This is a genomic window from Amycolatopsis sp. NPDC049159 (genome assembly GCF_040648295.1).
GTDB classification, from domain to species: domain Bacteria; phylum Actinomycetota; class Actinomycetes; order Mycobacteriales; family Pseudonocardiaceae; genus Amycolatopsis; species Amycolatopsis pretoriensis_A.
Map to the genome: position 1 here is coordinate 13,410 of NZ_JBEZDL010000020.1, position 26,342 is coordinate 39,751.

The following is a 26,342-nucleotide window of genomic DNA, read 5'->3' on the forward strand; positions in this document are numbered from 1 at the left end:
CTCAGCCGATGGTCCAGTGCTGGCGGTCCGCGGCGGCCTGCTGGGTGACCGCGGCACCGTCCGAAGTGGACGTCGTGGTCAGCAGCAGGCCACTGTGGACGGCCGCGAACACGTAGGTCCCGTCGGCCTGCCGGGTCGCCTTCCAGTGCTGGTTGGCCCCGCCCGTGCAGGTCCACTGGATGATCGCCGCGCCGGCCGTGGTGGCGCCGCCGTCGACGTCCGCGCACAGGCCGGACTCGACGTTGCGCAGTTCGTAGGAGCCGTCCGGCTGCGCGGTGAACGTCCAGCTCTGGTTGGCGCCGCCGTTCGCGGTCCACGTGACCAGGTGCGTGCCCTTGGCGGTGCTGTGGCTCGGCACGTCGAGCGCCTTGCCGCCCACCGCGAGCGTGTGCGTGCCGGTCAGGACGGGCGCGGTGCCCACCGCCGTGACGGCCAGCGTCTGCTGGGCCGCGGTGCGCCCGCCGCCGACCGGGTTGCCGGTGGTGTCCGTCCAGTGGCGGACCGGCGTGGTCTCGGCCGGCCGGGCCGCGGACATACCCAGCACCAGGCCGCTGTAGCGGTTGACCAGCCGGTACGTCCCCGAGGCGCCGGGGATGACGAACCACTGCTGTCCCACCCCGGAAGCGGACGTCACCGTCGGCGCGGTCCCCCACGCCCGCGTGGCCGACGACGTGGCGGCGACGCCGAGCAGGCCGCCGCTCCCGGCGTTGGTGATGCGGTAGGCACCGTCGCCGGTGCCGGTGAACGACCACGCCTGGGCGGCCGAACCGTCACCGGACGCGACCGACGTCGTCGCGGAACCGCTCTGGGCGAGCACCCGGCCGTCCCCGGTCGCGATGCGGTAGGTCTTGGCCGGATCGAACGGGACCGCCGCCCTGGCCGGGTTGTCGATCGAAACGTTGATGTACTCGCCGGAAGCGCCGCCGGAGCAGCCGAAGGAGCAGTACGCGCGGAAGTTCTTGCCCACGACGGCCGAGCCGGTCTTGTTCACGCCGTCGACGAACCACCGGTACCACGACGCGGTGTGGTAGCCGCCGGTGCCGCCGATCGGGTACCACTTCTGCGTGGCCAGGTCGTCGGTGGCGTAGTACTGCTGCGGCGCGTTCCCGCTCTGGTCGACGGCCTGCGGCTCGCCGATGTACAGGCCGAGGTAGGCGTTGTAGGTGATGTCCATGACGAACAACGGCGAGGTCGCGGGCATCTTGCCGGCCGCGATCTGCTGGTCCGCGGTGCCGGTGTTCGCGGGGCTGTACTCCTTCGCCGCCGGGGTGTACCCGGTGGCGCTGTCCGGGCCGACCGGCACCTGGTTGCTCTCCTTGCCGCCGACACCGGGCTCGGTCCATGCCCCGCCGTACCACTTGCGCCACGACCCCGGCGCCATCTTGGCCGAGATCGGCGCCCGTGCGGCGTGCGCGTAGAAGGCCTTCCAGCCGCCGTTCTTGTCCACGACGCGCGAGCCGTAGAAGACGTAGAAGTAGCCGGACGCGGTGTCGACGTAGAGCCGCTGGTCGCCGTCGCCGTAGTAGTAGGTCTGGTTCGGGAAGGCGGCGGTGTCCCCGCGTTTCGTGCTGTACGGCGAGGTCAGGACGTGCGCCTTGATCTTCCAGGTCTTCCCCTGGTCGGTGGAGACCGCGTAGTCGATGGCGTCGTAGTGCAGGCCGTCGCCGAAGGGCTGGGGCGTGAACTCGTTGTGCACCAGGCCGTACCAGTCGCCGGTGTCCGGGTCGACCCAGGTGCCGACGAGGTCGCAGAAGTTCTTCTGCGAGTAGCTCGACCCGGACGGCGGGTTCGTCGACTCCACCCCGGTCGGGCTGGTGTTGCAGCGTTTCGTGGTGTCGTTGTTGCGATCGGCCGGATCCGCGGGGTTCACGGCGTCGCTGATGGCGTTTTTGGTGAAGCTGTCGAAGTCGCGCCCGCTGTAGAACTCCCACTCGCGGGGTTGCGTCGCGCCGTAGAGGGCCGCGGACTGCTGGAAGTAGAAGGTGCCGTCCTTGTCGAGGTACGGACTGGCGGGCGAGTCGGTCGGCGTCGACCACGAGCCCGTCGACTGGACCGAGACGGTGTACCCGCTGGTGGGCGGAGCGGCTTCGGCGGGCGCGGCCGTGCTGACCAGCACGGCGGCAGCGACCGCGACGGCGGCGCGTCTGCGGCGCGAGCCTGGTGACGAGGCAGGGTGCATGGGAACTCCTCGATCTCGACGTGGGTGGACTCGCCGGGCGCCGGGTGTTCGCAGTGTGCAGGATGTTGTTCGATGTTGCAAGATACTGCGGTAGTTCGTTCATGATCGCGCATTGCGCGGGTGGCGGGTCTCCGCGGGTTTCGAGGACACTGGGAATCCGGACGGCCGCGGAGGAGAAAAGATGAGCGACCCGAGCACCCGGCGATTCCTGCACGGGGCGGCGGAACTGCTGCTGGCGGGCCCGCAGTGGCGGGCGGGCGGGCGGATCGACCTGCGCGTCGTCGAAGGCGGCTTCGCCACCGTCGTGGCGCCGGACCTGCGGGTGGTGGGCGGCGACCTCGTCACGCCGGAGACGCGCATCGCCCTGCACGGCCGGTCCTTCACCGAGGTGGCGGCGGAGGCGGGGATCGAGGCGGGCGCGCCGGCCGGGGTGTACGGCGACGGGCCGGGCGTCGGCGTCGAGGAGGTGCTCGCGCTGGACCCGGCCGCCGTGGCCGTGGTGCTGCGGGCCTTCGCCGACGGCGACCGCGCCTTGCGGGACTTCGCGCCGGAGGTCGTGCCGATCCTGTGGCCGGAGCACTTCGACGTCGCCGGCACGCTCGACGACGTCGACTACGGCGTCTCCCCGGGCGACGGTCACCTGGCCGAGCCGTACGCGTACGTCGGCCCGTTCGAGAAACGGGAAGGCGCGTTCTGGAACGCGCCCTTCGGTGCCGCGCGGCCGCTCGCCGAGCTGGGCGGGGCCCCGGCGATCAAAGCCTTCTTCGACGAGGGCCGCGCGGCGTCGGTCAGCCCTGCGCGGTGAGCTCCAGCAGGCGGCCGGTGAGGTCGAGGTGCTCCTCGACGCTGCTGGTCAGGTAGCTGATGTCGACGAAGACCTCGTCCGGCTCGAGCACCGAAACGATCTTGACGACGGACTCGGCGATGAGCTCCGGCTTGGTCTCCGGAGCGGCGTTCACGCGCAGCGCGACGCCGAGCGCCCCCGGGTCCCGGCCGGCCTGCTCGGCACCGGCGCGGAGCTTGGCGAGGGTGTCGGTCAGGACGTTCGCCGGGAACGCCTCGGGCACCGACCAGACGGGCAGCCAGCCGTCGGCCCGCTCGGCGACGCGGCGCAGCGCCTTCTCCCCGAACCCGGCGAGGTGCACCGGCGGCTTCCGGACCGGCTTGAGGTCGACGTGGCTCTCGGCGATCGTGTAGCCGACGCCGGTGTGGGACACCAGGTCCTGGCTCCACCACTTGCCGAGCAGGTCGAGCAGGTCGTCCAGCCGCTTGCCGCGCTCGGACATCGGGATCCCGACGGCGTCGTACTCGTCCGGCGACCAGCCGATGCCGAGCCCGGGCAGCAGGCGCCCGTTGCTGGCGACGTCGAGGCTGGTCAGCAGCCGCGCGAAGTTGGCGGGCTGGTACTGCGTGGCGTTGATGGTGCTGGACCCGAGGATCGCCGTCTCGGTCACCGCGGCGGCGACCGCGAGCGCGGTGAACGGGTCCTGCGCGGTGTGGAATTCTTCGGGCATGGTGTCGGAACCCGGGTAGGGCACGACGGGGGCGACGGGCGAGAGCAGCCGGTCACCGACCCAGAGGCTGGCCGCCCCGGCCCGCTCGGCTTCGCGCGCGTACCGCGCGATCCCACCCGGTGTGGCCGCCGCCTTGCCGAAGACCGGAAGGCTGAAACCAAGACGCATGATTCTCCCCTGAAGAGCCAACGGACCGTACTGGTCCTGGTGCCACTAGTACTCGCATCTGGTTGCGTGTTCAAGCAGTTCCAGGGGATTCCCGATCTTGAAAGGCCGACGGCGCGGCCGGGTCACGCCGCGCGCTGGTGGACCGCCTCCGGTTGCTCCGCCGGACGGGTCGCCGTTGCCAGCACCGCGATCGCGGCCAGCGGCACCACCAGCAACGCCAGCGCCGCACTGATCCCCCACGTCTGCGCCAGCCAGCCGAACAACGCCGGCCCGGCCAGCACTCCCGCCTGGTGCAACGTCGAATACCGCGCGATCGCCAGGCTCGTGTTCCCACCCGCCCCATGCCCGACCGCGCCGGAGATCACCGGGATCACCACCGCCAGGCCGCAGCCCTGGACCGCGAAGCCCGCCAGGCCGATCCACGGGTCCGGCGAAAGCACCGCGACCAGCACGCCCGCCACCGTCGCCGCCATGCTCCAGCGCAGCAACGACACCGGGCCGAGGATGCGGTGCGCGCGGTCGCCGAACACCCGCGTGAACGTCTGGGCCAGCACGAACACGAAGTACCCCAGCGAAGCCACTTCGACGGCCGCGCCGCGCTGCTCGCGCAAGAACACGCCGGACCAGCTCGAAACCGCGCCTTCGCACAACGCCGCCGCCGCGCCGAGGCCGCCCAGCACCAGGACCCAGCGGGTCCAGCCGGACAACAGGCCCACCGGCTTGCGCGGTCCGCGTCGCACGGTCTCCGGCAACGCGTGCCGCCCGGCCACCAGCGCCAGCACGCACAACACGGCCGCGACGACGCCGAAGTGCGCGCCCAGCGGCACTCCCGCCCGGATCGCGCCCAGCGAACCGAGCGAGCCCACCAGCGCGCCGGCGCCCCACACCGCGTGGAGGCCGCTCAGGAACGGGCGGCCCCCGGCCCGTTCCAGCTCGACGCCCTGGGCGTTCATCGCCACGTCGAGCAGGCCCGCCAGCAGGCCCCACCCCAGCATCGCGGCCGCCGCGGCGACCGGGCCCGACGTCACCGTGACCAGCACCGGGCACCACGGGACGAGCGCCGCCGTCCAGCGCAGGACCGTGCGCGTGTCCAGGTGCGCGGACAGGTGCCCCGCCACCTGCATCGCGATCAGCACGCCGACCGTCTGGAACAGCAGCACCGCACCGAGTTCGGCGAAGTCCAGGTCCAGCGCCGCGCGCAGCTCCGGCACGCGCGTGAACCACGTGCCCAGCATGACGCCGACGACGAAGAACACCGTGGCGACGGCGCTCCGTTCCCGGCGCAGGGGAAGAACGGCGCTAGTCATCGGTTCCGGTGCCGCGCTCGAGGTCGCCGTAGCCCTGCTCACCGGTCCACGTGCCGACCGGGACGTGCGCGTTGAACGGCGCCCCGTCCTCGCGCCGCATCGCCGGGCGGCGGTGGGCCAGGTGGACGAACACGTCGTCGAACTGGATCGCCGTGCCCGCGGTGGCGACGCGGTAGAGCATGTCCTCGTCCTCGCCGCCCCAGCCGCGGTAGCGCTCGTCGAGCCCGCCGACCGCGGTGAACAGCTCCGGGGTGAGCCACAGGCACGCGCCCGGCACGTCCCGCAGCAGCAGCCCGCGCGCGCCGGCGAGCGGGACGTCGGCGGAACGCCCGGCGCAGCGGTCCTCGATCAGGCGGTCGCTCGCCTGCGCGTCCAGCGACAGCATTTCCGTGTGCGGCAGGTGCGCGTCGTGGCCGTGCTCGGCGAAGCGCGCGTGGTTGCGCCGCAGGAAGTCGCGGTCGACCAGGATGTCGGCGTCGAGCAGGCACAACGTACGGGCGGCGCCGAGGGTGTGGCGGACGCCCGCGTTGACCGTCCACGACTTGTTGAACAGGCCGTGCCCGGTGACGTGCAGGTAGTGGTCGGCCAGCGGCTCGATCCGGTCGCGCCACCGGGGCTTCTCGTCGAACTCCACCACGGTCACCCGGTAGTCCGACGCGGGCATCGTCTGGTCGCGCAGGGCGAGCAGGCACGCCATCAGGTTGCGGATCCGGCCCGCGCCGTCGCGGTCGGAGATCGGGACGACGACGAGCACCTCGTCGCCGTGCCCGTCCGGGCGGCTCGGCGCGCCGGCGGCGAGGCCGGTCAGCCGCTCGACGTCGGCGGTCCGCGCGTCGAGCGTGTAGTCCGGGCCGCGGAAGTAGTTGATGTAGACGTTGTCGTCGGCGACGTCGGCCCGGGCGGCCAGTTCCCCCGCCAGGGCCGGGTCTTCCTCGAACAGTTCCGCCACCCGCGCGGCCAGGGCGCGCTCGGCATCGGCGTCCGTCGGGTGCGCGACCAGCCGCCGGTAGGCGAGGTCGCTCCCCAGCCGGGTGCCGATCGGGTCGGCCACCGCGCGGTAGAAGCGTTCGCTGTGCATCCAGTAGTCCGCGGCCACGTCGGGCACCGCCGGGTCGAGCGTCAGGACGACGTAGCTCGTCACGCGCGCGGCGAGGTCGCCGGTCGCCGGCTCGGCCCGCCGGTAGGGCGAGACCGCCGCGAACGTGCCGTCACGCCCCGGGCGCGTCGGCTCGATCCGCATCGGGTTCGCCGCCCGCAGCTCGCACATCGGGCTGCAGTCACAGGGGTGTGGTTGCACGGGGAAGCCGCCCTTCGGAGCCGGAGGTGTGGCGGACGAGGGCCGGGACCAGCTCCGGCCAGTCCACTTCGGACAGTTCGTGGCCGGCGCGGTCGAGGATCCGCAGTGCCGCGCCGGGGATCGCCGCCGCCAGCGCGTGCGCGTGGGCGACGGGGTGGATCGGGTCGTCGGCGCCGTGGACCACCAGCGTCGGCGCGGTGATCCGGCCGAGCCGGGGCCGCCACGGCGCGCCGTGGTCGAGGTAGGCGTGGTTGCCCGCGGACTCGAGCGTGCCGCCGGCGCGGGCGAACACCCGGGCCGCCACCCGCCGGTGCGCGTGCTCGTCGAAGTCCCGCCCGGCGAGGAGCCTCGCTCCGGCCACCAGGTGTTCGACGACCGAGTCGCGGTCGGTCCAGTCCGGCGGCTCGACGTCGGCCAGCGCGGTCAGCACGCGCAGCGCCGGCGGCGGCAGGTCGGGGCCGTCCGCACCCTCGCCGGGGCTGGTGGCCACCAGCGTCAGCGACGCGATCCGCGCCGGCTCGGCCAGCGCCGCGACCTGCGCGATCATCCCGCCGAGCGAAATCCCGACGACGTGCGCGCGCTCGACGCCGAGCGCGTCGAGCACGCCGAGCGCGTCCGCGGCCAGGTCACGCAGCTCGTAGGGCGGCTCGCCGGGCGGGTGGTGCACCGACCGGCCGGTGTCGCGGTGGTCGTAGCGGATGACGTACCGGGACCCGGCGGCGAGCAGTTCGCAGAACCCGGCGTCCCACGCCAGCATCGACGCGCCCGACCCGGCCACCAGCAGGATCGCCGGGTCCGCCGGGTCACCGAAGGTCTGCACGCAGAGGTCGACGCCGTTGGCGCGCACGACCCGGTCGCGCCCCGGCACGTCCACCACGAGCGGCAGGTCGTCGAGCAGGTCGCGGAACACCGCGGCGTACGCCGCCCGCTCGGCGGGCATGCCGTGGGTGCGCCGGACGTGCTCCCGGCCGTTGCGCCGCAGCCGCCGGGCCAGCACGTCGTCGTCGAGCAGCCGCCGCACCTGGGTGCGCAGGCCGTCGCGGTCGGCGAACACCAGGCCGGTGGCGTCGTGCTCGACCAGGCACGTGTTGCCGGGGATGTCCCGCACGACGACCGGGCAGCCGACGTCCATCGCCTCGAGCAGCGCGTTCGGGCTGCACTCCGACGTCGAGGTGTTGAGCACCGCGGTCGCCTCGCGCATGGCGGCGTGCAGGTCGTCGCGGTCCAGCGCGCCGACGTACCGCACCGCCGGGCTGTCCCCGCAGCGCCGCCGCACCATGGCCTCGTAGTCCTCGTCGTAGGAGACGCCGGCGATGACGAGCCGGACGCGCTCGTCCTCTTCGTGCAGCTGCTTGACGCAGTCGATCGCGAACAGCGGGTCCTTGACCGGCCGCAGCCCCGCGGGCAGGAGCAGCAGCTTCGCGTCGGCGCCGACGCCGAGCGCGCGGCGCAGCGAGTAGTCCGACGGCGTGGTCTCGACACCCTGCGGGATGCACCGCACCTTGTCGGCGACCTGCGGCCACAGCTCGCGGCTGCGCCGGACGAAGTCGTCGTTGAACGCGACCAGGCCGGCGGCGCGCTCGACCGCCTGGGTCATCACCTGGTGGAACACCGGTTCCAGCGCGTACTCGTTGAGGTCCGTGCCGCCCAGGACGAGCACGTACGGGAGGCCGATCTCGAGGAACGTGCTGCCGCTCAGCAGGGCGTGCGTGCCGACCATCGCGAGCACGTCGCCGTCCTCGGCCACCGCGGACACGGCGGCCTCGTGGGGCTCGAGCCGGACCGCGTGCCCGCCGGCGGACAGGTGCCCGGCGATCCGCCGCGTCGTCGTGTCACCACCACTGGCCGCGGGGCTGTGGAGCAGGGCTAGCAGTTTCATTTCACCACCCCAGTCGGGAATTTCACCACTCGGAGAGGAAGCTGCGGATCAGGGTGGCAGCTCTTCGTCAAGGGGAACGTCTCCTCGATTGCCCGTGCGAAACGCACGTCCCGCGGGGTGTGTCGGATAGGTTCCGGAGGTGCTGATCGACGATCTGACCGCCGCGCTGCCCGACGACCGGCTGGTCCGCGACCCCGACGTCGTGCGGAGCTTCGCCCACGACGAGGCCGAATGGGCGCCGTACGCGCACCCCGCCGTGGTCGTCCGGCCGCACACGGCCGAGGAGGTCCAGGCCGTGGTCCGGGCTTGCCTGCGCACCCGCACGCCGCTCGTCACCCGCGGCGCCGGGACCGGGCTGTCCGGCGGGGCGAACGCCGTCGACGGCTGCGTCGTGCTGGTCACCGACCGGCTCACCGCCGTCAAGGAGATCAACGAGCCGGAGCGGTACGCCGTGGTCGAGCCCGGGGTCGTCAACGACGACCTGCGGGCCGCGTGCGCGGAGCACGGCCTCTGGTACCCGCCCGACCCGGCCAGCTCGCCGTGGTCGACGATCGGCGGGAACGTCGCCACCAACGCCGGTGGCGTCTGCTGCGTCAAGTACGGCGTCACCCGCGACTACGTGCTGGGGCTGCAGGTCGTCACCGGCACCGGCGAGCTCGTCCGGCTCGGCCGCCGCACCGCCAAGGGCGTCGCGGGCTACGACCTGACCGGGCTGCTGGTCGGCTCCGAGGGCACGCTGGGCGTGGTCACCGAGGTCACCGTCCGGCTGCGGCCCGCCCGCGCCGCCGAGCGCACGGTCGCCGGCTACTTCGGGTCCACTGTGGACGCCGGGCGCGCGGCCGCCGCGATCGCCGCGGCCGGTGTGCTGCCTTCGGCGCTGGAGCTCGTCGACCGGCACTGCCTGGCCGCGGTGGACGCGTGGAAGAACATGGGCTTGAGCGCCGACGCCGAAGTCGTGCTCCTCGCCCGCACCGACGCACCGGGTGCGCTCGGCGAGCACGAAGCCGCGGAGATCCTGGCGTGCTTCGAGCAGGCCGGCGCGACGTGGGCCGCGCAGTCGACCGACCAGGCCGAGGCGGACGCGCTGTTCGCCGCGCGCCGGCTGGCCTACCCCGCGCTGGAACGGCTCGGGCCGCTGCTCACCGAGGACGTCTGCGTCCCCACCCAGGCCGTGCCCGAAATGCTCGCCCGGATCGACGCGGCGGGGCGGCGGCACGGCGTGCACATCGCGAACGTGGCGCACATCGGCGACGGCAACCTGCACCCGCTGCTCGTCACCCCGGCCGGCGACGACACCGCGCGCGCCAACGCGCAGGCGGCGTTCGAAGACATCATCGCCGACGCGCTCGACCTCGGCGGCACGGTCACCGGCGAGCACGGCGTCGGCCTGCTCAAGCGGCCCGGGCTGGCCCGCGAGCTCGGCCCGGAGGTGCTGGACCTGCACCGCGCGATCAAGAACGCCCTCGACCCGCACGGGATCCTCAACCCCGGCAAGGTCTTCCCCGAAGGGACACCCGCATGATCGTCCGCACGCCCGCCGGTCAGGTCCGCGGCGAAGCCACCGCCACCGGTTTCCGCTTCCGCGGCATCCCGTACGCCGCCGCGCCCGAGGGCGCGCTGCGGTTCGCCCCGCCCGCCCCGGCCCCGGCCTGGGACGACGTGCGGGACGCCCGCGCCGCCGGGCCCACCGCCCCGCAGCGGCACCGCGAGATCCCGGGCCTCGACCTGTCGGCCGTCGTCGGCGACGGCTGGCGGCCGGGCCCGGAGTACCTGACCGCCGACGTCTGGACGCCGGACCCGGGCGCCGGGAACCTGCCGGTGCTGGTGTTCCTGCACGGTGGCGCGTTCATCGGCGGCACCGGCTCGGCACCCGTGTACGACGGGACGGCGTTCACGGGCGCCGGCGCGGTGCTGGTCACCGTGCAGTACCGGCTCGGCATCGACGGCTTCCTCCCGCTCGACGGCGCGACCAACCTCGGCCTGCGCGACCAGCTGGCCGCGCTGCGGTGGGTCCGGGACACCATCGCCGCGTTCGGCGGCGATCCCGGCAACGTCACGCTCTTCGGCGAGTCCGCGGGCGCAATCAGCGTCGCCTGCCTGCTCGGTTCCCCGCTCTCCGAAGGACTTTTCCGCCGCGCGATCGTCCAAAGCGGACACATGAACCTGGTGCGCGGGCGCGCGGAGCTCGACCGGCTCACGAAGACCGTCTCGGCCGGGCTGGGCGTCCAACCGACCGCCGCGGCGTTCCGGGAGCTGCCGACCGAGCGGCTGCTCGGAGCGCAGGACGCGCTCCTGAAGCCCGGCGGCACGCCCGACCTGCGCGACGCGGACGGCCGGGACCACGGGTTCGGCCTCAGCCCGTTCCTGCCCCTGGTCGGCGACGACGTCCTGCCCGCTCACCCCGGCGCGGCGATCCGGGACGGCGCGGGCGCCGGGGTCGACCTGGTCGCGGGTGCCTGCCGCGAGGAGATGCGCCTGTACTTCGGCCCGAGCGGCCTGCTCGACGTGCTCACCGAGGAGCAGGCGGTGGCCATGCTGTCGGCGTCGCACCCGGACGCGGCGGGCGTGCTCGGGCGCTACGGCCTCGGGGCGGGCCGGACGGCGGGCGAGGTGTTCGTCGAGGCCATGACCGACCTGGTCTTCCGCGACGGCGTCGCGGAGCTCGTGGCCGCTCACCAGGGCCGGTCGTTCCGGTACGACTTCGCGTGGCAGGCGCCGGAGCTCGGCGCGTGCCACGGCATGGAACTGCCGTTCGTGTTCGATTCCCTGGCCGCCTCGACGTCGTTCACCGGGCCCGGCGCCCCGGCGGAGCTGGCCCGCGAAGTCAACGGCGCGTGGGTGCGGTTCGCCGCCACCGGCGACCCCGGCTGGGGCGCGGACCCGGCCGTCCTGGGCTGAAGCAACCCCTATCCCCCGTTCGGAGAAACCCTTACAAATGCCGGGTCAACCCCTGTTCTGGTCATTTCCCGGATAGGAGCCGGACATCTTGACACGGCGAACGACCGTCAGGCATCGTCGAAGAGACGCAGGCCACATTTCCTGCTTTCCTCCGCGTAGACGAGCCCACGGAGAATCAATCATGACGAACATCAAAGTGACGCTTTCCGGTGGTCCCGCCGAGCTGATCGAGCGGCACCGTGAATGGACGGTCGGCAGCATCGGCGAAGTCGCGAAGGTCAGCTTCGGCGCCGGCTACGAGCACTTCTCCCACGAAGGCGAGTTCACGACGGGCACCGCGGGCGACCCGGTACCGGTGTTCGCCTGGTGCGGGCGCACCAGAGTCGCCGAGTGACCTGCGTGCGGCGTCTCCACCCGGATCTCCACCCCGCGGAGGTCCTCTTCCACCCGTGACCGGCGTTAGCTTCCTCCTCGCCGGGTGCCGCAGCGAGCGGCACCGGGGGAAGGGGAATCCGCGATGGGTGAAGTACTCGGTTTCATGCTGCTCCGTTTCGCCATCATCGGCGGCGGGATCCTGTTGTTGATCCTGCTGCTCGGCGTGGTCGTGTTCGCGCTCAAGAAAGCGGGCCGGTACGACCGGGCGAAGGAGGCCGGCGGCAAAGCGCTTCGTTACCGATCCGGCCAAAAGTAGGCCGCCGCCGCAACGTCACGCAACCGTTGTCGCGGGCCGATCCGGCCGTGGCTGTGGCCGGATCGGTAACCGACGGCGCAGTCCTGAACGAGCGCGGTAAATCGTGACCTTCAGTCGTGGTCGAGGCCGTGCCGCACGGCGTAGCGCATGGCCTCGATCCGGTTGCGGGCGCCGATCTTGGCGAACGCGTTGTTGATGTGCGTTTTCACGGTCGTCTCGGCGACGAACAGCGCGGCCGCGATCTCGCCGTTGCTCAGCCCGGCGGTGATCAGGCCGAGCACTTCGGCCTCGCGGGCGGTGAGCCCGTCCGGCGGGCTTTCCCGGCGCGGGGCGGCTTTCCGCGCGCCCGGGCCGAGCAGCGCGCCGGCGACCCGGTGCGAGACCTCGGCACCGAAAGTCAGCTGCCCCGCGGCCACGGCCCGCAGCGCGGCCCCGATTTCGGCGCGGCCCGCGTCCTTGGTCAGGTACCCGCGCGCCCCGGCGGCCACCGCGCCGGCGATCGACGCGTCGTCGGCGTACGTCGTCAGCACCACCACGGCGACGCCCGGGTGGTCCCGGGTGATCCGCCGGGTCGCTTCGACCCCGCTCAGCACGGGCATGTTGAGGTCCATCAGCACGACGTCGGGTTCGAGCCGCGAGACGAGTTCGAGCGCCTGCGCGCCGTCCGCCGCGGTCCCGGTCACCTCGACGTCGTCGAGCAGGTCCAGCAGCGCGGCCAGCCCTTCGCGCACGGCCTGCTGGTCATCGGCCACGATCACCCCGATCGGCCGCGGCTCGCCCATGGTCCCCTCCCGGTTGCCCCGGAAACGCTACCACCGGCCGGGTGGGGTCCACTGTGGATGACAATGGCGGGGTGCTGACTCGTGAACACGTGCGAACCCATGGGTGGCGCGTGGCGCTCGTGGCGGCGGCGATCGCCGTGGTCCCCTTCGCGCGGAACGACCCCTTCGCGGCGGTCTTCGGTCTGCTCCCGATCCTCGTTTGGGCGTACTCGCCCCGCTCACCGTGGACCGGCGTGGTCTTGGTGGTCCTGCTGGCGTGGTTCGTGCTCCCCCGCGAACTGGACGCGACCGGCCGGTGGGTCCCGGCGGCGATCGAGGTGTACTGGCTGTACCCGCTCGTGGCCGCGGTCGCGTGGGCGGCCCTCGAACGGCGGAACGCCGGGCGGCTCACCGCCATGGTGCTCACCGGGTTCGCCCTCACCTGCGGGGTCCTGGTCACCGGCCGGCAGGCCGCCCCCGGCGCCGAAGGCGTGTCGCCCGGTCCACCGGGGCTGCGGATCGCGCAGGACATCGGCTGCGGTTCGGGCGGCTGCTGGCGGGTCCTGACGGCCACCGGCGACCGGGCTCCGGAAGTGGTGGCCGGGTACCTGACGGCCAAGAACTTCACGCCGGCGCCGGAGAGCGACACCACGCGGGTGCCCCGCTTCTGCCGGACGGTCGGGCTCCTGGTGACCCACCGGACGTGCGCCGAGGTCCGCCCACTGGGGCCGGCCTCGGCGCGCGTCGAGTGGTACGTCGACTGAGCCCGGTCAGCCCGGCGCCACCGCCCGGCCCGTCGACGGTGAGATCATCCCCGCGCACAGGCCCCGGCTCGCCAGGTTCTGCGCGATGCGCGGGATCGCCGTCAGGGTGTTGGCCGGCCATTCGTGCATCAGGATGATCTGGCCGTTCTGCAGGCGGCCGTTGGCCGCGACGATCGCGTCGACGCTCGCGCCGTTCCAGTCCTGGGAATCGACGTCCCAGATGATCTGGCGGAGGCCGTACTTCGCTTCCACCGCCTGGACCGTCCCGTTCGTTTCCCCGTACGGCGGGCGGAACAGCCGGGGCGTGCCGCCGCCCGCGGCCGCGATCGCCTGCTGCGTGCGGGAAATCTCCGAGTCGACCTGGGCCTGGCTCTGCTGGGTCAGGTGCGGGTGCGTGTAGCTGTGGTTGCCCACCCACATCCCCGCGCTCACCTGCGCGCGGACCTGGGCCGGGTACGCGGCCGCGTACTGGCCCTCGTTGAACATCGTGGCCCGCAACCCGTTCTGCCGCAACGCGTTCAGCAGCGCCGGGGTCTTGCCCGACGACGGCCCGTCGTCGAACGTCAGGCCGACGTACCCGCCGCACGCCGCCGCCTGGGCCGGCGCACCCGCGCACACGCTCGCCGCCGCCAGCACCGCGGCGGTCAGCACAATCCTCGTGGCACGCATCATCAGCCCACCGTCAGGTTCGAGTTGCCGCTGCTCTGGTAACCCTCGGTGGCGAGGATCATGTAGTAGTTGAAGCTGCCCATCCGCATGCCGTAACGGGCCCATGCGTCGAAGTGGTTGCCGGTGGTGATGGTGCCGCCGGTCTTCTTCTGCTGCCGGACGCTCCAGTACTGGTTGAACGTCTTGGTCCCTTCGACGGACGGCGCGTTGTAGCGGGTCGTCTGGTAGATGTCGTAGGTACCGCCGTCGCTGGTCACCGTGCCCTTGTACGTCCCGGTGGGCCGGTAGGTGCCCCAGTTGTCGACGATGTAGTACTCGACCAGCGGGTTGGACGTCCAGCCGTAGAGCGCCAGGTAGCCGTTGCCGGAGGGGTTGAAGCTGCCGGAGTAGTTCACCGTGCGGCGGCTGCCGTTGCTCCAGCCCTTGCCGCCGACGAAGTTCCCGACGTTGCTCCAGTTCATCCGGTAGTTGCCGCCCGAGCCGAGCGTCATGCTGACCGAGCCGCCGCCGTCGGTCCAGAACGAGTAGTAGTACCCGTTGTTGTTCCCGGTCTGGCTGGTGGTGATGACGGTGTCGGCCCTGGCGGTGCCGGGCAGGAATGCGGCGATCAGCGCGAGAACGGCGCCACCGGCGAACACCCTGCCGCGGCCGCGTTTCTTGGTGAGCATGCTTCCTCCTCGTCGAGGACTGGGGATGGCGAAAGCATGCGAGCTGCACCGGCGGTGGGGCAATAACTTTCGGAAAGTTTCGATGCTCCCGCGGCCCGGTCTTTCCGTCAACCCCTATGAATTCAGGGGGAATTGCCGCGCCCGGAAAGCGCTAGCGTCGGCACCGCACTGTTTCCTACCCAACGGGGGGTTCCACGATGAAACGCATTGCGGCGACGGCGGCACTCGGACTGGCCTTCGCGGCCCTGCCCCTGGTGGCCGGCCCGGCGTCCGCGTCGGAGTCGGTCACCTGCGGCAACTACGCGACGCAGGGGGCGGCCGGGCCCAGCGCGCGCGACTACCACTGGGGCAACTGCGGTTCCGCCGCCACGAAGATCAAGGTCTATTCCCTGACCTACGGCGGTGCGTTCAAGACGCTGGTCGGCGAAAAGTGCGTCGCCGCCGGCACCGCGGCCCTGATCGGGCAGACGACGCAGTACCTCGTGTCGTCCTACACCGGCGAGGACACCGGCGCGGCCTGCTGAACCGGTGCGGGGCGGGCCACCCGGCCCGCCCCGCACTCCCCTTATTCGCGCAGCCCGATCGCGTCGATCGGCCTGGCGCGCAACGCGACCCTCGTCGCGACCCCGATCGCCACCATCCCCAGCAGCACCGCGCCGCCGGTGATTCCGAAGTAGACGGACAGCGGGCCGGCCGGCAGCGGGGTTCCCCGCAGCCCGGCGTTGAGCAGCGCGAGCGGCACCACCGCGACGAGCGTCCCGAGCACCACCGCGATCCCGACCGTGGCCACCGCTTCGAGCCGCATCATGCGGGTCACCTGGCGGCGCGTCGTGCCCACCAGCCGCAGCAGCGCGAATTCACGGCCGCGTTGCGCCGTCGTCAGCACCAGCGTGTTGGCCACCGAAATCGCCAGGTACCCCACGATGACGCCGACCGCGACCAGGTTCAGGTAGAACTGCGCCTGCCGGTCGCCGCCCTCCGGCGCGGACGCCGACGCCGCCGGGGCCACCACCAGACCCGGGTACGGCAGCGCGCGCAGGGCCGAGGCCACCGCCTCCGCGTCCGCCCCCGGTTCGCGCCGGACCAGCACCGAGTCGTCGAGGCGGCCGCCGGTGTGCTGCCGCGCCAGCTCGACCGGCAGCACGAAGTCGCCGAACGCCAGGTCGTGCGTGTATGTCGCCACCACCCGCAGCTTCGCCGGCACGCCGTCGCCGAAGTAGAACTCGACCTCGTCGCCGGGCTTCTTGTCCAGCCAGTCCGCTTCCGAGCGGCTCAGCGCCACCGCGTCGCCGGTCAGGTCGGTGAGCCGCCCGGCGTCGACGCCGAGTTCGAGCGCGCCCCCGGCCTGGTCGGCCGCGAGACCCTGCGCCGGCTTCCGCTGCACCTCGACGCTGTCGCCCACGGTGGACGCGGTGAGCACGGACGTCCGGACCACCGGCGTCGCCACGGCCACGCCCGGCACCCGCCGGACCGCCGCCGCGACCTCGGGCGAGACCCCGCCCGGGCCGGCCAGCACGTAATCCGCGGTCGTCGACCGCTCCGCCTCCTGCCGCGCGGCTTCGGTGCTCGACGTCTGGCTGTAGAACGTGGCCAGCGCGAACGCCACCGCCAGCATCAGCGGGGTCACGGCCGCGGCCACGCGCCGGGCGTTGGCGTGCGCGTTCGCGCCCGCCAGGTACCCGCTGATCCGCCAGACCCGCGCCAGCACCGGCGCGAGGAACCGCACCACCAGGCCGGTCACCTGCGGGCCGACCACGGCCAGCCCGATCACGACGACGAGCGTCGACATCGTCGAGGTGGCGGTCGCCACGTCACCGCGCAGGAACAGCGGGACCAGCGCGCCGCCGAAGCCGGCGAGCACCAGGCTCCAGCCGGTGATCAGCCGGGCGCGGCCGAGCTCCCGCCGTTCCACCGCGGCCTCGGTCAGCGCCTCCACCGGGTTGATGGTCGACGGCCGCCGCGACGCCGCCCAGGCGGCCAGCCGGGCCGCGCCCAGGCCGAGCAGGAGCGCGGCGACGAGCGGGATCGGGCTGATGGCCAGGCCGAAGTCGGCCGGGACCACGCCGATCGCGGCGAAGGCGTCCCGCAGCCCGGACGCGACCGCGAGCCCCAGCACGCTGCCGAGGACGCCGGCGGCGAGCGCGACCACCGTCGTTTCGGTGCCGATGAGCTTGCGGATCTGCCGCGGGGTCGCCGCGACCGCGCGCAGCAGCGCGAACTCGCGCCGCCGCTGGTTGATGGTCAGGGCCAGCGTGCTCGCGACGACGAACACCGCGACGAGCAGCGCGAAGCCGCCGAACGAGCCCGCGATCGCCAGCAGCAGCGTCCGCGTCTGGCTGACGTCGAGGAATTCGACGCTGCTGCGCTCGACGCCGGTGGTCACCTCGGTGCCGGGCGCGACCGCGCGCACCCGCTCGGCGAGGGCCTCCGGGGCGACGCCGGGGTCGGCCAGCACGCCGATCGCGTGCGCCTGCCCGGGCCGTCCGGCCAGCTCCACGGCCTTTTCCGGGGTGAAGAACACCGCCGGCTGCCGGGCCATCGCGTCGACGATCCCGCTCACCCGGAACACCGACGGCGTCGAGCGCGTCGCGATCCGGACCTGGCCGCCGACACCGACCCCGGCGTCCCGCGCCAGCGCGGCGTCGAGCACGACTTCGCCGGGCGCCGCGGGGGCCTGGCCGCCGCGCAGGGTGAAGGGCGCCAGCACGGCCGCGTCCCAGTTGTGGCCCAGCGACTCGGCGCCGCCGAGGACGCGGCCGTCGCCGGTCACGACCCGCGCCGGGAAGCTCTGCTCCGCCACCGCCGTGCGCACGCCGGGGAGCCCGGCGATCCGCCCGGCCAGCTCGGCCGGGACCGCGGGCTGCTCGCCGACCTGCTCGAACGAGAGGGCGTCGGCCCCGGGCGGCCGGACGGTCTGGGCGCCGCCGACGACGACGGCCGCGGCGGCGTAGCGCTGGGTGGGGACCCCGGCGCGCAGGCCGGATTCCATGAGGACCCCGCAGGCCGCCACGAGGGCGGTCCCGCACAGGATCGCGATGAAGGCGCCGGCGAACCCGCCGAGCCGGCTCCGGATCGTCTGCCAGGCGAGGGACAGCACGCTCACCACTCCCCGAGGTGCGTCATCCGCTCCGCGACCCGCTCGGGGGTCGGGTGCGGGAGGTGACCGGCCAGCTTGCCGTCGGCCAGGAACAGGACGCCGTGCGCGGCCGAAGCCGCGACCGGGTCGTGGGTGACCATCAGGACGGTCTGCCCCATGCCCTCGACGACGTCGCGGAGCAGGTCCAGCACCTGCCGCCCGGTGCGGGTGTCCAGCGCACCGGTCGGTTCGTCGGCCAGCACCACCTCGGGCCGGGTGACCAGCGCCCGCGCGATCGCCACGCGCTGCTGCTGCCCGCCGGACAGCTCGGCCGGCCGGTGCTCGAGCCGCTTCGCGATCCCCACGCCCTCGACGACCTCGCGCAGCCACCGCGGGTCCGCCTTCTCGCCGGCGAGCCGCAGCGGGAGCGTGATGTTCTGCAGCACGTTCAGCGCCGGCAGCAGGTTGTAGGCCTGGAAGACGAACCCGATCCGGGTGCGCCGCAGCCGCGTCAGCTCGGCTTCCTTCATCTTGCCGATCTCGGTGCCGCCCAGCAGCACCCGCCCGGACGTCGGCCGGTCCAGGCCGGCCGCGCAGTGCAGGAAGGTGCTCTTGCCGGAGCCGGACGGCCCCATCACCGCGGTGAACGTGCCGCGCGCCACCCCCGCCGACACGCCGTCGAGCGCGGTGACGGCGCCGTCACCGGAGCCGTACACCTTCCGCACGCCGGCCAGTTCCACGGCATACGCTGTCGTCATCGAAATCCCCTTTGCTTGCCTTGCACCGAAAACTAGGCGGGCGGGGCCGGGAGCTCGATCCCGTGGACGGGTGGATCCGGGGTAGCGCCAGCACCACCACGGCGGTGGGGTGGGACACTGGCGGCGTGACGACCCGCCTGCGCGAGTGCTGGTCGGCGGTCCGTTACCTGGTGGTCGGCGCCGGCACTTCGCTGCTGTCGATCTTCGCCCTCATGGGGCTCGTCGCCGTGCTCCTGCTGTGCCCCTTCGGCGTCGGGATCCCTTCGCTGGCCCCGGCGATCCGGCTGTCGCGGTGGCCGGTGGGCGTCGAGCGCCGCCGGGCCGCGCGGGCGCTCGGCACGCCGATCCCCGAGCCGTACCGGGACGGTTCCCCGCTGAAGGACCCGGCCACCCGCCGCGACGTCGCGTGGCTGGCCGTCCACGCCGCGACCGGGGTATTCCTCGGCTCGCTGGCGATCGGGCTCCCGCTCGGCGTGGTCCAGCAGCTCGTGACGGCCTTCGTGTGGCCCGCGGTGCCCGGTGGGATCGAGGGGTCCGTCGGGCTGGTGGTGAACTCGTGGCCGCGCGCCGGGCTGACGCTGCTCGTCGGCGCCGCCTTCGCCGCGTTGACGCTGCTGCTCCCCCGCGCCGCGCGCCGGCAGGCCCGGACCGCGCGGTCGTTGCTCGCCCCCGGTCCCGGCGTGGTCCTCGCCGACCGGGTCGCCGAACTGACCGCGACGCGGGCGGCGGCGCTGGAGGCGCACGGCGCCGAGCTGCGCCGGATCGAGCGCGACCTGCACGACGGCACGCAGGCCCGGATCGCGGCGGTCGTGCTGCAGCTGGGCGTCGCCGGCCAGCTCTACGACCGCGACCCGGCCACCGCGCGCGAGCTGCTGGTGAAGGCCCAGGACACGGCGACCGACGCGCTGGCCGAGCTGCGCACGGTGGTCCGCAGCATCCACCCGCCGCTGCTGAGCGAGCGCGGCCTGGCCGGCGCGGTCCGCGCGCTGGGCGAGCGCAGCCCGGTCCCGGTCACGGTCACCGTTTCCGACGACACCGGCCGCCCGGCCGCGGTCGAGGCCGCCGCGTACTTCGTCGTCGCCGAGGCGCTGGCCAACGTGACCAAGCACGCCGACGCGTCCCGGGTGGACATCACGCTGAGCGGCCCACCGGGGTTGCTGCGCCTGGAAATCCGCGACGACGGCCGCGGCGGCGCGGACGAGTCCGCCGGGAGCGGCCTCGCCGGGATCCGCCGCCGCGCCGAGGCCTTCGACGGAACGCTGAGCCTGACCAGCCCACCCGGTGGGCCGACCGTGCTGCGAGTGGAGCTGCCATGCGGGTCGTGATCGCCGAGGACGACGCGCTGCTGCGCGAAGGACTCGCGCTGCTGCTGAAGACGTCGGGCATCGAGGTGGTCGCCGCGGTGGACAACGCCGAGGACTTCCTCGCGTTCGTCGAAGGCGACCGGCCCGACGCCGTCGTGATGGACGTGCGGATGCCCCCGACCCACCGCGACGAAGGACTGCGCGCCGCCGTGCGCGCCCGGGAGATCCACCCGGGACTGCCGGTGCTGGTGCTGTCCGCGCACGTGGAGACGAGCTACGCGGTGGAGCTGCTCGCCGACGGCGTCGGCGGGGTCGGCTACCTGCTCAAGGAGCGCGTCGGCAAGGTCGAGCGGTTCATCGACGCGCTCCGGCGGGTCGCCAAGGGCGGCACGGCGATGGACCCCGAGGTGATCGGCCAGCTGATGGCCCGCCGCCGGGCCGCGGACCCCCTGGCCGCGTTGACCGCCCGGGAGCGCGAGGTGCTGGCGCTGATGGCCGAGGGCTACAACAACGGCACGATCGCGGAACTGCTGGTCGTCAGCGACGGCGCGGTCCTCAAGCACATCCGCAACATCTTCGCGAAGCTCGGCTTGCCTTCCGACGAAGGCGGGCACCGGCGGGTGCTGGCCGTGCTGGCCTACCTGCAGCGGGATGCGGGGTAGCGCAGGCACCACCCCGCATCCGGGTGCTGACGGCATCGATCCCGGCCCGCCGGATCCCTAACGTTTCCGGCATGACCGAAACCCGCCCCACCACCACCGCCGCCCCCATCCTCCTCTGGCTGGTCCTGCTCGTCAGCGGAGCCGCGAACGCCGCGGGCCCGCTGATCGGCCTCGACTTCACCATCCGGATGGTGGCGGGCGGCATCGCGATCGTCGCGATCGCGGGCTTGATCACCTACTACGTCCGGCGCCGGCGGGGGTGAACCACCAACGCCGCGGCGAGCACCGGACCCGGCGTCGCCCCCTCACCGACCGCATGGTCGCCGCGGCATCGCCATCACCGGCCTCACCCACTACATCCGGCGCCGCAAGGCATGAACCACCAACGCCGCGGCGACCAAGGCGAGCACCGGACCCACCGTCACCCCCTCACCGACCACATGGTCGCCGCGGCATCGCCATCACCGGCTTTCACCCACTACGTCCGACGCCGCAAGGCGTGAACCACCAGCGCCGCGGCGACCAGCGCCGCGGCCGGCCAGAACGGGCTCGCCGCGGCCCCGGCGAGCACGGGACCCGCCGTGGCCCCGGCGTTGAACGCCGCGGTCGCGTAGGACCCCTTCATCGTCGGGGCGCCCTCGGCCAGCCGCAGGATCCGGGCGATCACCGTGCCGCCCACCGCGAAGGACAGCGCGCCTTGCGTGAAGGCGAGCGTCACGAGTGCCGCCGGGATCTGCGCGGTCAAGGCCAGCGCGACCCACCCGGCCAGCAGGAGCGGACCGCCGACGGTGACGACCCGCCCGGGCCACCGGTCGGCGAGCCGGCCGGCCGCGGTGATCCCGGCGAAGCACCCCACCCCGAAGGCGCCCAGCACCACCGGCACCGGGGCGACACCGGCGGCCGCCGGTGCCAGGTAGGTGAAGACGCCGAACGTGGCCGCGTTGACGAGCGCGCCGGTCAGCAGCACCCCCGACAGCGGCCGCAGCTCGGCCAGCTCGGCCCGCAGGCCGGCCGGCTTGGGGCCCGCCGCCGTGTCGGGGATCCACCAGAGCGCCGCGAACGCGGGCAGGCACAGCAGCGTGACGGCCCAGAACGCCGGCCGCCACCCGAGCAGCGCCCCGCCGGGGATGCCGACGACGCACGCCACCGTCGTGCCGCCCAGCAGGACGGCGAGCGCCCGGCCGGGCCGTTCCAGGGCCGCGGCGACGGTCAACGCGACGGCGAGGAACCCCGCGTTGGCGACGGCCGCCACCACCCGCGTCGCGACGAGGACGCCGAACGACGTCGTGAGGCCGCCGACGACGTGCATCGCGACGAAGACGGCGAGGAAGCACACCAGCGCGGTGCGCCGCCGCCACGACCGCGAGAGCGCGGCCACCACCGGCGCTCCGGCGACCATGCCGGCGGCGAAGGCGGACGTCAGCAGCCCGGCTTGCGCGAGCGAGACGCCGAAGGCGGCGGCGATGCCGGGGACGAGCCCGGCGAGCATGAATTCGGACGTCGCCATGGCGAACACGGCCACGGCGAGGAGGTACAGAGGCACGGAAGCTCCAGGGAACACGAGATCGACAGGACGATTTCGTGGTCACCCGGTGACCCGGGAACGGGAAGTTATCGGGCCGCCGGGAAGACCGGCAGCCCGGCCTTGGACGCTTCGGGGCTCGACACGGCACCGAGGTTACCCGACCGGCGCCAGGGGGCCGGAATCGCGTCCGAAGCAGCGGAAAACAAGAGCATCCGCCAATTTGCCCGACGAATCTCCGCCGTTTCTGCCACGGGTAGCGAAATGGCGCGCGAATCCGATGTCACCCATGGAGTCGTAGACCCAGGGGGGAACCACGATGCCGTACTTGCGCATTCATTTCACCGAGGTCGATCTGGGCCGCACCCGGCTCGCGTCGCGGATCGACCACATGTGGGAGATCGTGAACGCGGTGCAGCTGTTGCAGCACCGGGAAGGCGGCCTGTACTTCGACGGCTGGCGGCGGCGGGTCCGCCAGGAAGCGTTCGCCGAACCCCGGCTGCAGCGGCTCCTGCACACGCTGCTGCCCATCGCCCCGCACGCGGAGTACTTCCCGGATTTCCTGACCCCGGCGGGGGAATTCGACGATCTCGACGACGCGCTCGACGCGGTGGTGTCCGTGCCGAAGCCGCGGCTGCGGGCGGAAATGGCTTTGCTGGGCGGCGAATCGGCGCCGCTGCGCGCCATCGCCGGCGGCGGGGCGCCCGCCCTGCGCGGACTGCGCGCGGCGCTGGGCGGGTTCTACCGGGTGGCCGTCCAGCCGCGGCTGGCGGTGGTCGAAGCCGCCCGGCACGCCGACCTCGCCCGCCGGCTGCACACGCTCGGGCACGACGGCGTCGAGGCGGTGCTGACCGGGATCGCACCCGGTGCGGTCTGGGAGCCGCCGGTGCTGAGGCTGCCCTACGTGGTCGACAGCGACCTGCTGCTCGCCGGCCGCGGGCTGCGGCTCGTGCCGTGCTACTTCTCCCTGCAGCGCCCGGTCACGCTCGCCGACCCCGCACTGCCCCCGACGCTGACCTTTCCCTTGGACCCCACCACCCGGCTGCTCGCCCCGGAACACCGCCCGGGCGACCACCTCGGTGCACTGGTCGGCACCACCCGCGCGGCGATCCTGCGGCTGGCGATGGACGGCTGCAGCTCCCGCGAGCTGATCCGCCGCACCGGCGTGGCCCCGGCGACGGTCACCCACCACACGACGATCCTGCGCGACGCGGGCATGATCGCCACCCACCGGGACGGCACCGTGGCGTCGCACCACATCACCCCGCTGGGCCTGCAACTGCTCCACCGGTCCGGGTGACGCGCACGCTTTCGGCGGACCCACGCCGAGCAGCCGGTGGGCGGGGCCGGTCGGGTGCCACCAGCATCAGCGACGCCGCACGCACCGGCCCGCGACACCACCGCCACCGGCGCGGCGAGCAGGTCAGCTCCTCCCGCGGGTCCCGGTCGTCCACCACGGCATCGGCCGGCGCGCCCGGCTTCAAAACGCGCACCCGCTTTCGCCGGACCCACGCCGAGCAGCCGGTGGGCGAGGCCGGTCAGCTGCCACCGGCATCAGCGACGCCGCACGCTCCAGAAGGCGCGCCCCCTTTCGACGAGGATCGAACGCCCCGTACCGGCCGCCTCCGCGAGGGGAGACTCCAGGCGTCCCGACCGACGACCCCTGCCGAACAGGGGGAGAAAGGACCGGAGAATGCGGATCACACGGGGAATCACCAGGGGCGTCGTCCACGGCGCCATGATCCTTTCCGCGCTCGTCGCGGCACCGGCGGCGCAGGCGGCCACGCCGGCGGCGCACCCGGGCACCGCCTCGGCGGCGAGCGTGCCCGACCGGCGGCTGCACCCGCCGGAGGTCAGCCCGGCGGTGTCGTGCGGCTACTACTCGGGCAAGGTGGAAACCGTCCGGGGCAACACCGGCAACCGCGTCCGGGAAGTGCAGTGCCTGCTGCTGCACTGGGGGTACAGCGTGGGTTCGTCGGGCGTCGACGGCGACTTCGGCCCGGCCACGGAGTCGGCCGTGAAGGCGTTCCAGGCGGACACCTACACCGTCTGCGGCCCGCCCGGCCTGGTCAGCGACGGCCGGGTCGGCACGCACACCTGGAGCGCGTTGCGCGCCCCGGACAGCTGCCCGACCGAGTAACCGGCACCGGCCCGGCTCCCGCCCCGAGGCGGAGCCGGGCCGGCCCGGCGGTCAGTCCCGCTGCTCGTCGAGCACGCCGACCTGGTCCGGGTCCTCCGGCGCGGGCATGTGCCGGATGCTTTCGCTGCCCTTGTGGTCGTGCGCGCGCTCGTACCGGGAATCCAGTACCCGCCCCAATTTGTGCGCCGCACCGGCGTAGGCATCGTCCACAGTGGCCGCGTGGTGCGTGACCGCGATCGGCTGCTTGCCACCGGGCCGCGCCTCGATCACGCACTTCTTGTCTTCCGGTTTGCCGCCGCCGTCTTCGCTCAGGTGCACCTCCACCCGGGTCAACCACCCGCCGAACCGGGAGAGGTTGTTCTCCAGGTCGGTGGTGACGAAGCCGGCCAGCCGCTCGCCGCCGTGGATGTTGTGGTCGGTGTTGACCTGGATCTGCACGAGCACCCTCCAAAGCGGGACAGCGATGATTACGGTCAGTACCACGGGAGCGAACGCCTCAAACCGTCTTCGCCGAACGCCCCACGCGAAGCGCCGTCACCGAATAGGATCGACGCGGCCCAGCCCGGACGTCCCGACCTCCGGCGGCGAACGGTGGAGGACAGGCATGTCGCAGTTTTCGTTGACGATCATCGAAATCATCCCCCGGGTGCTGCTGCTGGTCGTGGGCCTGCTCGGCTTGGTCTTCTCGGTCAAGGGCCGCGCCAAGGGGGTGTCCGGCCTGATGGTGGCCGCCTTCGCCGTCATGCTCGCCACGACGGTGGCGGGCATCGCGTGGCAGTTCGTGGCGTTGGACGCGGCGACCTGGAGCCGGTCCGAGCACCTCTCCATCGCCGACATCCAGCTGATCTTCCTGGTGGTGGGCATCGTGTTCGACGTGGCCGCGGCCCTCTCCTGGCTCCTGGTCGCGATCGCGGTCGTCAAGGGCGGCCGCCCGGCCGCCTTCGCGCAGCCGTACCCGGGTCCGGCCGGCTACCCGGTGGCGCAGCCGGGCTACCCGCACCCCCAGCAGCCGCCGAACTAGGCGTCCCTATGCCCGGCCTCGTCGAACTGGCCTACACGACCGGCGGCGGCGTCGTCGGTGCGGCGCTGACCAACTACTTCGCCAAGGTCCAGGACCGGCGCTGGTTGCGCGCCGAGGTCCACCGGCAGCTGGCGGCGGTCCGCGAGCTCAGCGGCGGCATCCGCGGCGTGGCGATCGGCGCGGCTCCCCCGGCGCCGGGGGACGCCCGTCAGGCATCCATCGCCGCCGAGCTGGGTGTCGCCGCGCTCCTCGAGGACGGCACGGACGCCCGGAACGCGCTGCGCGCGGCCCTCGCGGACCTGCTGACCGCCGCCCTCGTCGCGGGCGTGCCCCGCCGGGTGGCGGACTTCGCCGGCGGCGCGCACGAACGCCTCTTCGAAAGCGAGCTGGCGCGGACGATCGACCGCCGGGCCGGCAGCGTGCTCGGCGCCGAGGCGGACCGGCTGGTCAGGACGGCGCAGGAGTACCAGACGGCAGCCGCGGGCCTGCTGCTGGCGGTGCTCTGGCGCCCGTGGCGGACCCGGCCGCGGTTGCGCCGCCGCATCGCTGCGCTGCGCGCCGAGGTGGGCTCGCTGCACCTGCTGCAACAGGAGGCGATCGCGGTGCTCACACGGCCGGAACACGCGGCCACGCTGTACGCGCGGCTGGACCCCGACGGGCGACGCTGGGAGACGTGGGGACTCGAGCCGCCTTCACCCGCTTGAGCCGCAGCCGGAACAGGGCGCCACCCGCTACGAGCGGCCCGGCCCCGACCGACGCTGGGCCTCGAGCGCCTTCACCCGCCTGCCGGAACACCTGCGGGCTCCGGCCCGCAACCCACCCGAACCGCACCCGGCACACGCCACCTGCGGCAGCCGCCGCCCGAAAGCTCGTCCCAGAAGGCCTACGGACTCCACCCGCCTGACCGCGGCCGGCACACCACCATCCGAGGTCGCCCGCCGCCGCCCGAAAACTCGCCCGGAACACCTGCGGACTCCACCCCACCGGCCGCAGCCGACACGCCACCACCCGAAGTCACCCGCCGCCGCCCGAAAACTCACCCCGAACACCTACGGACTCCACCC

Annotated in this window: 26 protein-coding genes; 14 read left to right on the plus strand and 12 right to left on the minus strand. The window is 73.4% G+C overall.

What is annotated here, in order from left to right; all coding sequences use genetic code 11:
* Position 1: 1 nt before the first annotated feature.
* Positions 2 to 2,179 (minus strand): RICIN domain-containing protein, encoded by a 2,178-nt coding sequence (locus tag AB0B33_RS32595; RefSeq protein ID WP_360778768.1) that lies wholly within the window; start codon positions 2,177 to 2,179, stop codon positions 2 to 4.
* Between the two features lie 181 nt (positions 2,180 to 2,360).
* On the opposite strand from AB0B33_RS32595, the gene AB0B33_RS32600 reads away from it, so the two are divergent.
* Entirely contained in the window at positions 2,361 to 2,984 is a 624-nt protein-coding gene (locus tag AB0B33_RS32600; protein WP_360778771.1) for a hypothetical protein, read from the plus strand.
* Here the strand turns inward: AB0B33_RS32600 and AB0B33_RS32605 are convergent.
* The 4 genes from AB0B33_RS32605 to AB0B33_RS32620 all read right to left on the minus strand — a co-directional run bounded on the left by AB0B33_RS32605 (position 2,968) and on the right by AB0B33_RS32620 (position 8,344).
* Positions 2,968 to 3,861, minus strand: a complete 894-nt coding sequence (locus AB0B33_RS32605) for a TIGR03619 family F420-dependent LLM class oxidoreductase (RefSeq protein WP_360778774.1) — start codon at positions 3,859 to 3,861, stop codon at positions 2,968 to 2,970. The two genes, AB0B33_RS32600 and AB0B33_RS32605, sit on opposite strands and share 17 nt — an antisense overlap.
* A 122-nt stretch (positions 3,862 to 3,983) precedes the next feature.
* Positions 3,984 to 5,168: an MFS transporter gene (locus AB0B33_RS32610; protein ID WP_360778777.1), complete on the minus strand. Its 1,185-nt coding sequence runs from the start codon at positions 5,166 to 5,168 to the stop codon at positions 3,984 to 3,986.
* The gene (locus AB0B33_RS32615; protein ID WP_360778780.1) at positions 5,161 to 6,435 is read right to left on the minus strand and encodes a galactosyltransferase-related protein; all 1,275 of its coding nucleotides are present in this window, start codon (positions 6,433 to 6,435) and stop codon (positions 5,161 to 5,163) included. The genes AB0B33_RS32610 and AB0B33_RS32615 overlap by 8 nt, the downstream gene beginning before the upstream one ends.
* 10 nt (positions 6,436 to 6,445) lie before the next feature.
* Positions 6,446 to 8,344 carry an alpha/beta fold hydrolase gene (locus tag AB0B33_RS32620; RefSeq protein WP_360778783.1) on the minus strand — a complete coding sequence of 633 codons (1,899 nt, stop codon included), beginning with the start codon at positions 8,342 to 8,344 and terminating at the stop codon, positions 6,446 to 6,448.
* Positions 8,345 to 8,483: 139 nt separating this feature from the next.
* On the opposite strand from AB0B33_RS32620, the gene AB0B33_RS32625 reads away from it, so the two are divergent.
* The 4 genes from AB0B33_RS32625 (at position 8,484) to AB0B33_RS32640 (ending at position 11,933) form a co-directional block, all read left to right on the plus strand.
* On the plus strand, positions 8,484 to 9,866 hold the full coding sequence (locus AB0B33_RS32625) for an FAD-linked oxidase C-terminal domain-containing protein (protein ID WP_360778786.1): 1,383 nt from the start codon (positions 8,484 to 8,486) through the stop codon (positions 9,864 to 9,866).
* On the plus strand, positions 9,863 to 11,242 hold the full coding sequence (locus tag AB0B33_RS32630; RefSeq protein ID WP_360778789.1) for a carboxylesterase family protein: 1,380 nt from the start codon (positions 9,863 to 9,865) through the stop codon (positions 11,240 to 11,242). Before AB0B33_RS32625 ends, AB0B33_RS32630 begins: the two co-directional genes overlap by 4 nt.
* A gap of 181 nt (positions 11,243 to 11,423) precedes the next feature.
* Entirely contained in the window at positions 11,424 to 11,636 is a 213-nt protein-coding gene (locus tag AB0B33_RS32635; protein WP_247014044.1) for a DUF5988 family protein, read from the plus strand.
* 123 nt (positions 11,637 to 11,759) lie between these two features.
* The gene (locus AB0B33_RS32640) at positions 11,760 to 11,933 is read left to right on the plus strand and encodes a hypothetical protein (RefSeq protein ID WP_360778792.1); all 174 of its coding nucleotides are present in this window, start codon (positions 11,760 to 11,762) and stop codon (positions 11,931 to 11,933) included.
* A 110-nt stretch (positions 11,934 to 12,043) separates the two neighbouring features.
* Here AB0B33_RS32640 and AB0B33_RS32645 read toward each other — a convergent pair whose 3' ends face one another.
* Positions 12,044 to 12,715 (minus strand): response regulator transcription factor, encoded by a 672-nt coding sequence (locus AB0B33_RS32645; protein ID WP_360778795.1) that lies wholly within the window; start codon positions 12,713 to 12,715, stop codon positions 12,044 to 12,046.
* A 110-nt stretch (positions 12,716 to 12,825) separates the two neighbouring features.
* On the opposite strand from AB0B33_RS32645, the gene AB0B33_RS32650 reads away from it, so the two are divergent.
* A complete protein-coding gene (locus tag AB0B33_RS32650) occupies positions 12,826 to 13,458 on the plus strand; it encodes a hypothetical protein (protein ID WP_360778798.1) in 633 nt (210 codons plus the stop codon).
* A 6-nt stretch (positions 13,459 to 13,464) separates the two neighbouring features.
* Here AB0B33_RS32650 and AB0B33_RS32655 read toward each other — a convergent pair whose 3' ends face one another.
* Positions 13,465 to 14,127: a polysaccharide deacetylase family protein gene (locus AB0B33_RS32655; RefSeq protein ID WP_360779246.1), complete on the minus strand. Its 663-nt coding sequence runs from the start codon at positions 14,125 to 14,127 to the stop codon at positions 13,465 to 13,467.
* A gap of 2 nt (positions 14,128 to 14,129) precedes the next feature.
* On the minus strand, positions 14,130 to 14,795 hold the full coding sequence (locus tag AB0B33_RS32660; RefSeq protein ID WP_360778801.1) for a glycoside hydrolase family 11 protein: 666 nt from the start codon (positions 14,793 to 14,795) through the stop codon (positions 14,130 to 14,132).
* 197 nt (positions 14,796 to 14,992) lie between these two features.
* Here AB0B33_RS32660 and AB0B33_RS32665 point away from each other — a divergent pair, with 197 nt between their 5' ends.
* Positions 14,993 to 15,319, plus strand: a complete 327-nt coding sequence (locus tag AB0B33_RS32665) for a hypothetical protein (protein WP_360778803.1) — start codon at positions 14,993 to 14,995, stop codon at positions 15,317 to 15,319.
* A 41-nt stretch (positions 15,320 to 15,360) separates the two neighbouring features.
* On the opposite strand, the gene AB0B33_RS32670 is transcribed toward AB0B33_RS32665, so the two are convergent.
* Positions 15,361 to 17,901 (minus strand): FtsX-like permease family protein, encoded by a 2,541-nt coding sequence (locus AB0B33_RS32670; RefSeq protein WP_360778806.1) that lies wholly within the window; start codon positions 17,899 to 17,901, stop codon positions 15,361 to 15,363.
* Positions 17,895 to 18,629 carry an ABC transporter ATP-binding protein gene (locus AB0B33_RS32675; RefSeq protein WP_360778809.1) on the minus strand — a complete coding sequence of 245 codons (735 nt, stop codon included), beginning with the start codon at positions 18,627 to 18,629 and terminating at the stop codon, positions 17,895 to 17,897. The genes AB0B33_RS32670 and AB0B33_RS32675 overlap by 7 nt, the downstream gene beginning before the upstream one ends.
* 125 nt (positions 18,630 to 18,754) lie before the next feature.
* On the opposite strand from AB0B33_RS32675, the gene AB0B33_RS32680 reads away from it, so the two are divergent.
* The 3 genes from AB0B33_RS32680 (at position 18,755) to AB0B33_RS32690 (ending at position 20,858) form a co-directional block, all read left to right on the plus strand.
* On the plus strand, positions 18,755 to 19,954 hold the full coding sequence (locus AB0B33_RS32680) for a sensor histidine kinase (protein ID WP_360778812.1): 1,200 nt from the start codon (positions 18,755 to 18,757) through the stop codon (positions 19,952 to 19,954).
* On the plus strand, positions 19,942 to 20,595 hold the full coding sequence (locus tag AB0B33_RS32685; protein WP_247014064.1) for a response regulator transcription factor: 654 nt from the start codon (positions 19,942 to 19,944) through the stop codon (positions 20,593 to 20,595). The genes AB0B33_RS32680 and AB0B33_RS32685 overlap by 13 nt, the downstream gene beginning before the upstream one ends.
* Positions 20,596 to 20,666: 71 nt before the next feature.
* The gene (locus AB0B33_RS32690; protein WP_247014066.1) at positions 20,667 to 20,858 is read left to right on the plus strand and encodes a hypothetical protein; all 192 of its coding nucleotides are present in this window, start codon (positions 20,667 to 20,669) and stop codon (positions 20,856 to 20,858) included.
* A 215-nt stretch (positions 20,859 to 21,073) separates the two neighbouring features.
* Here the strand turns inward: AB0B33_RS32690 and AB0B33_RS32695 are convergent, their stop codons facing one another.
* Complete coding sequence (locus AB0B33_RS32695; RefSeq protein ID WP_360778816.1) at positions 21,074 to 22,138, minus strand: MFS transporter; 1,065 nt, start codon at positions 22,136 to 22,138, stop codon at positions 21,074 to 21,076.
* Positions 22,139 to 22,436: 298 nt separating this feature from the next.
* On the opposite strand from AB0B33_RS32695, the gene AB0B33_RS32700 reads away from it, so the two are divergent.
* Together AB0B33_RS32700 and AB0B33_RS32705 are read left to right on the plus strand one after the other, a co-directional pair.
* Positions 22,437 to 23,417 (plus strand): winged helix-turn-helix domain-containing protein, encoded by a 981-nt coding sequence (locus AB0B33_RS32700; protein WP_360778819.1) that lies wholly within the window; start codon positions 22,437 to 22,439, stop codon positions 23,415 to 23,417.
* 393 nt (positions 23,418 to 23,810) lie between these two features.
* The gene (locus AB0B33_RS32705; RefSeq protein ID WP_360778822.1) at positions 23,811 to 24,257 is read left to right on the plus strand and encodes a peptidoglycan-binding domain-containing protein; all 447 of its coding nucleotides are present in this window, start codon (positions 23,811 to 23,813) and stop codon (positions 24,255 to 24,257) included.
* A 51-nt stretch (positions 24,258 to 24,308) separates the two neighbouring features.
* Here the strand turns inward: AB0B33_RS32705 and AB0B33_RS32710 are convergent, their stop codons facing one another.
* On the minus strand, positions 24,309 to 24,695 hold the full coding sequence (locus tag AB0B33_RS32710) for an HPF/RaiA family ribosome-associated protein (protein ID WP_360778825.1): 387 nt from the start codon (positions 24,693 to 24,695) through the stop codon (positions 24,309 to 24,311).
* Between the two features lie 166 nt (positions 24,696 to 24,861).
* Here AB0B33_RS32710 and AB0B33_RS32715 point away from each other — a divergent pair, with 166 nt between their 5' ends.
* On the plus strand, positions 24,862 to 25,278 hold the full coding sequence (locus AB0B33_RS32715; RefSeq protein ID WP_360778829.1) for a hypothetical protein: 417 nt from the start codon (positions 24,862 to 24,864) through the stop codon (positions 25,276 to 25,278).
* A gap of 8 nt (positions 25,279 to 25,286) precedes the next feature.
* A complete protein-coding gene (locus tag AB0B33_RS32720; protein WP_360778831.1) occupies positions 25,287 to 25,982 on the plus strand; it encodes a hypothetical protein in 696 nt (231 codons plus the stop codon).
* Positions 25,983 to 26,342: the final 360 nt, after the last annotated feature.

Coding starts and splice junctions, on each gene's coding strand:
- AB0B33_RS32715 (WP_360778829.1), top strand. CDS start 24,862: ATGTCGCAGTTTTCGTTGACGATCATCGAAATCATCCCCCGGGTGCTG.
- AB0B33_RS32610 (WP_360778777.1), bottom strand. CDS start 5,168: ATGACTAGCGCCGTTCTTCCCCTGCGCCGGGAACGGAGCGCCGTCGCC.
- AB0B33_RS32605 (WP_360778774.1), bottom strand. CDS start 3,861: ATGCGTCTTGGTTTCAGCCTTCCGGTCTTCGGCAAGGCGGCGGCCACA.
- AB0B33_RS32655 (WP_360779246.1), bottom strand. CDS start 14,127: ATGCGTGCCACGAGGATTGTGCTGACCGCCGCGGTGCTGGCGGCGGCG.
- AB0B33_RS32685 (WP_247014064.1), top strand. CDS start 19,942: ATGCGGGTCGTGATCGCCGAGGACGACGCGCTGCTGCGCGAAGGACTC.
- AB0B33_RS32640 (WP_360778792.1), top strand. CDS start 11,760: ATGGGTGAAGTACTCGGTTTCATGCTGCTCCGTTTCGCCATCATCGGC.
- AB0B33_RS32645 (WP_360778795.1), bottom strand. CDS start 12,715: ATGGGCGAGCCGCGGCCGATCGGGGTGATCGTGGCCGATGACCAGCAG.
- AB0B33_RS32690 (WP_247014066.1), top strand. CDS start 20,667: ATGACCGAAACCCGCCCCACCACCACCGCCGCCCCCATCCTCCTCTGG.
- AB0B33_RS32720 (WP_360778831.1), top strand. CDS start 25,287: ATGCCCGGCCTCGTCGAACTGGCCTACACGACCGGCGGCGGCGTCGTC.
- AB0B33_RS32630 (WP_360778789.1), top strand. CDS start 9,863: ATGATCGTCCGCACGCCCGCCGGTCAGGTCCGCGGCGAAGCCACCGCC.
- AB0B33_RS32635 (WP_247014044.1), top strand. CDS start 11,424: ATGACGAACATCAAAGTGACGCTTTCCGGTGGTCCCGCCGAGCTGATC.
- AB0B33_RS32615 (WP_360778780.1), bottom strand. CDS start 6,435: ATGTGCGAGCTGCGGGCGGCGAACCCGATGCGGATCGAGCCGACGCGC.
- AB0B33_RS32665 (WP_360778803.1), top strand. CDS start 14,993: ATGAAACGCATTGCGGCGACGGCGGCACTCGGACTGGCCTTCGCGGCC.
- AB0B33_RS32620 (WP_360778783.1), bottom strand. CDS start 8,344: ATGAAACTGCTAGCCCTGCTCCACAGCCCCGCGGCCAGTGGTGGTGAC.
- AB0B33_RS32600 (WP_360778771.1), top strand. CDS start 2,361: ATGAGCGACCCGAGCACCCGGCGATTCCTGCACGGGGCGGCGGAACTG.
- AB0B33_RS32700 (WP_360778819.1), top strand. CDS start 22,437: ATGCCGTACTTGCGCATTCATTTCACCGAGGTCGATCTGGGCCGCACC.
- AB0B33_RS32660 (WP_360778801.1), bottom strand. CDS start 14,795: ATGCTCACCAAGAAACGCGGCCGCGGCAGGGTGTTCGCCGGTGGCGCC.
- AB0B33_RS32705 (WP_360778822.1), top strand. CDS start 23,811: ATGCGGATCACACGGGGAATCACCAGGGGCGTCGTCCACGGCGCCATG.
- AB0B33_RS32675 (WP_360778809.1), bottom strand. CDS start 18,629: ATGACGACAGCGTATGCCGTGGAACTGGCCGGCGTGCGGAAGGTGTAC.
- AB0B33_RS32595 (WP_360778768.1), bottom strand. CDS start 2,179: ATGCACCCTGCCTCGTCACCAGGCTCGCGCCGCAGACGCGCCGCCGTC.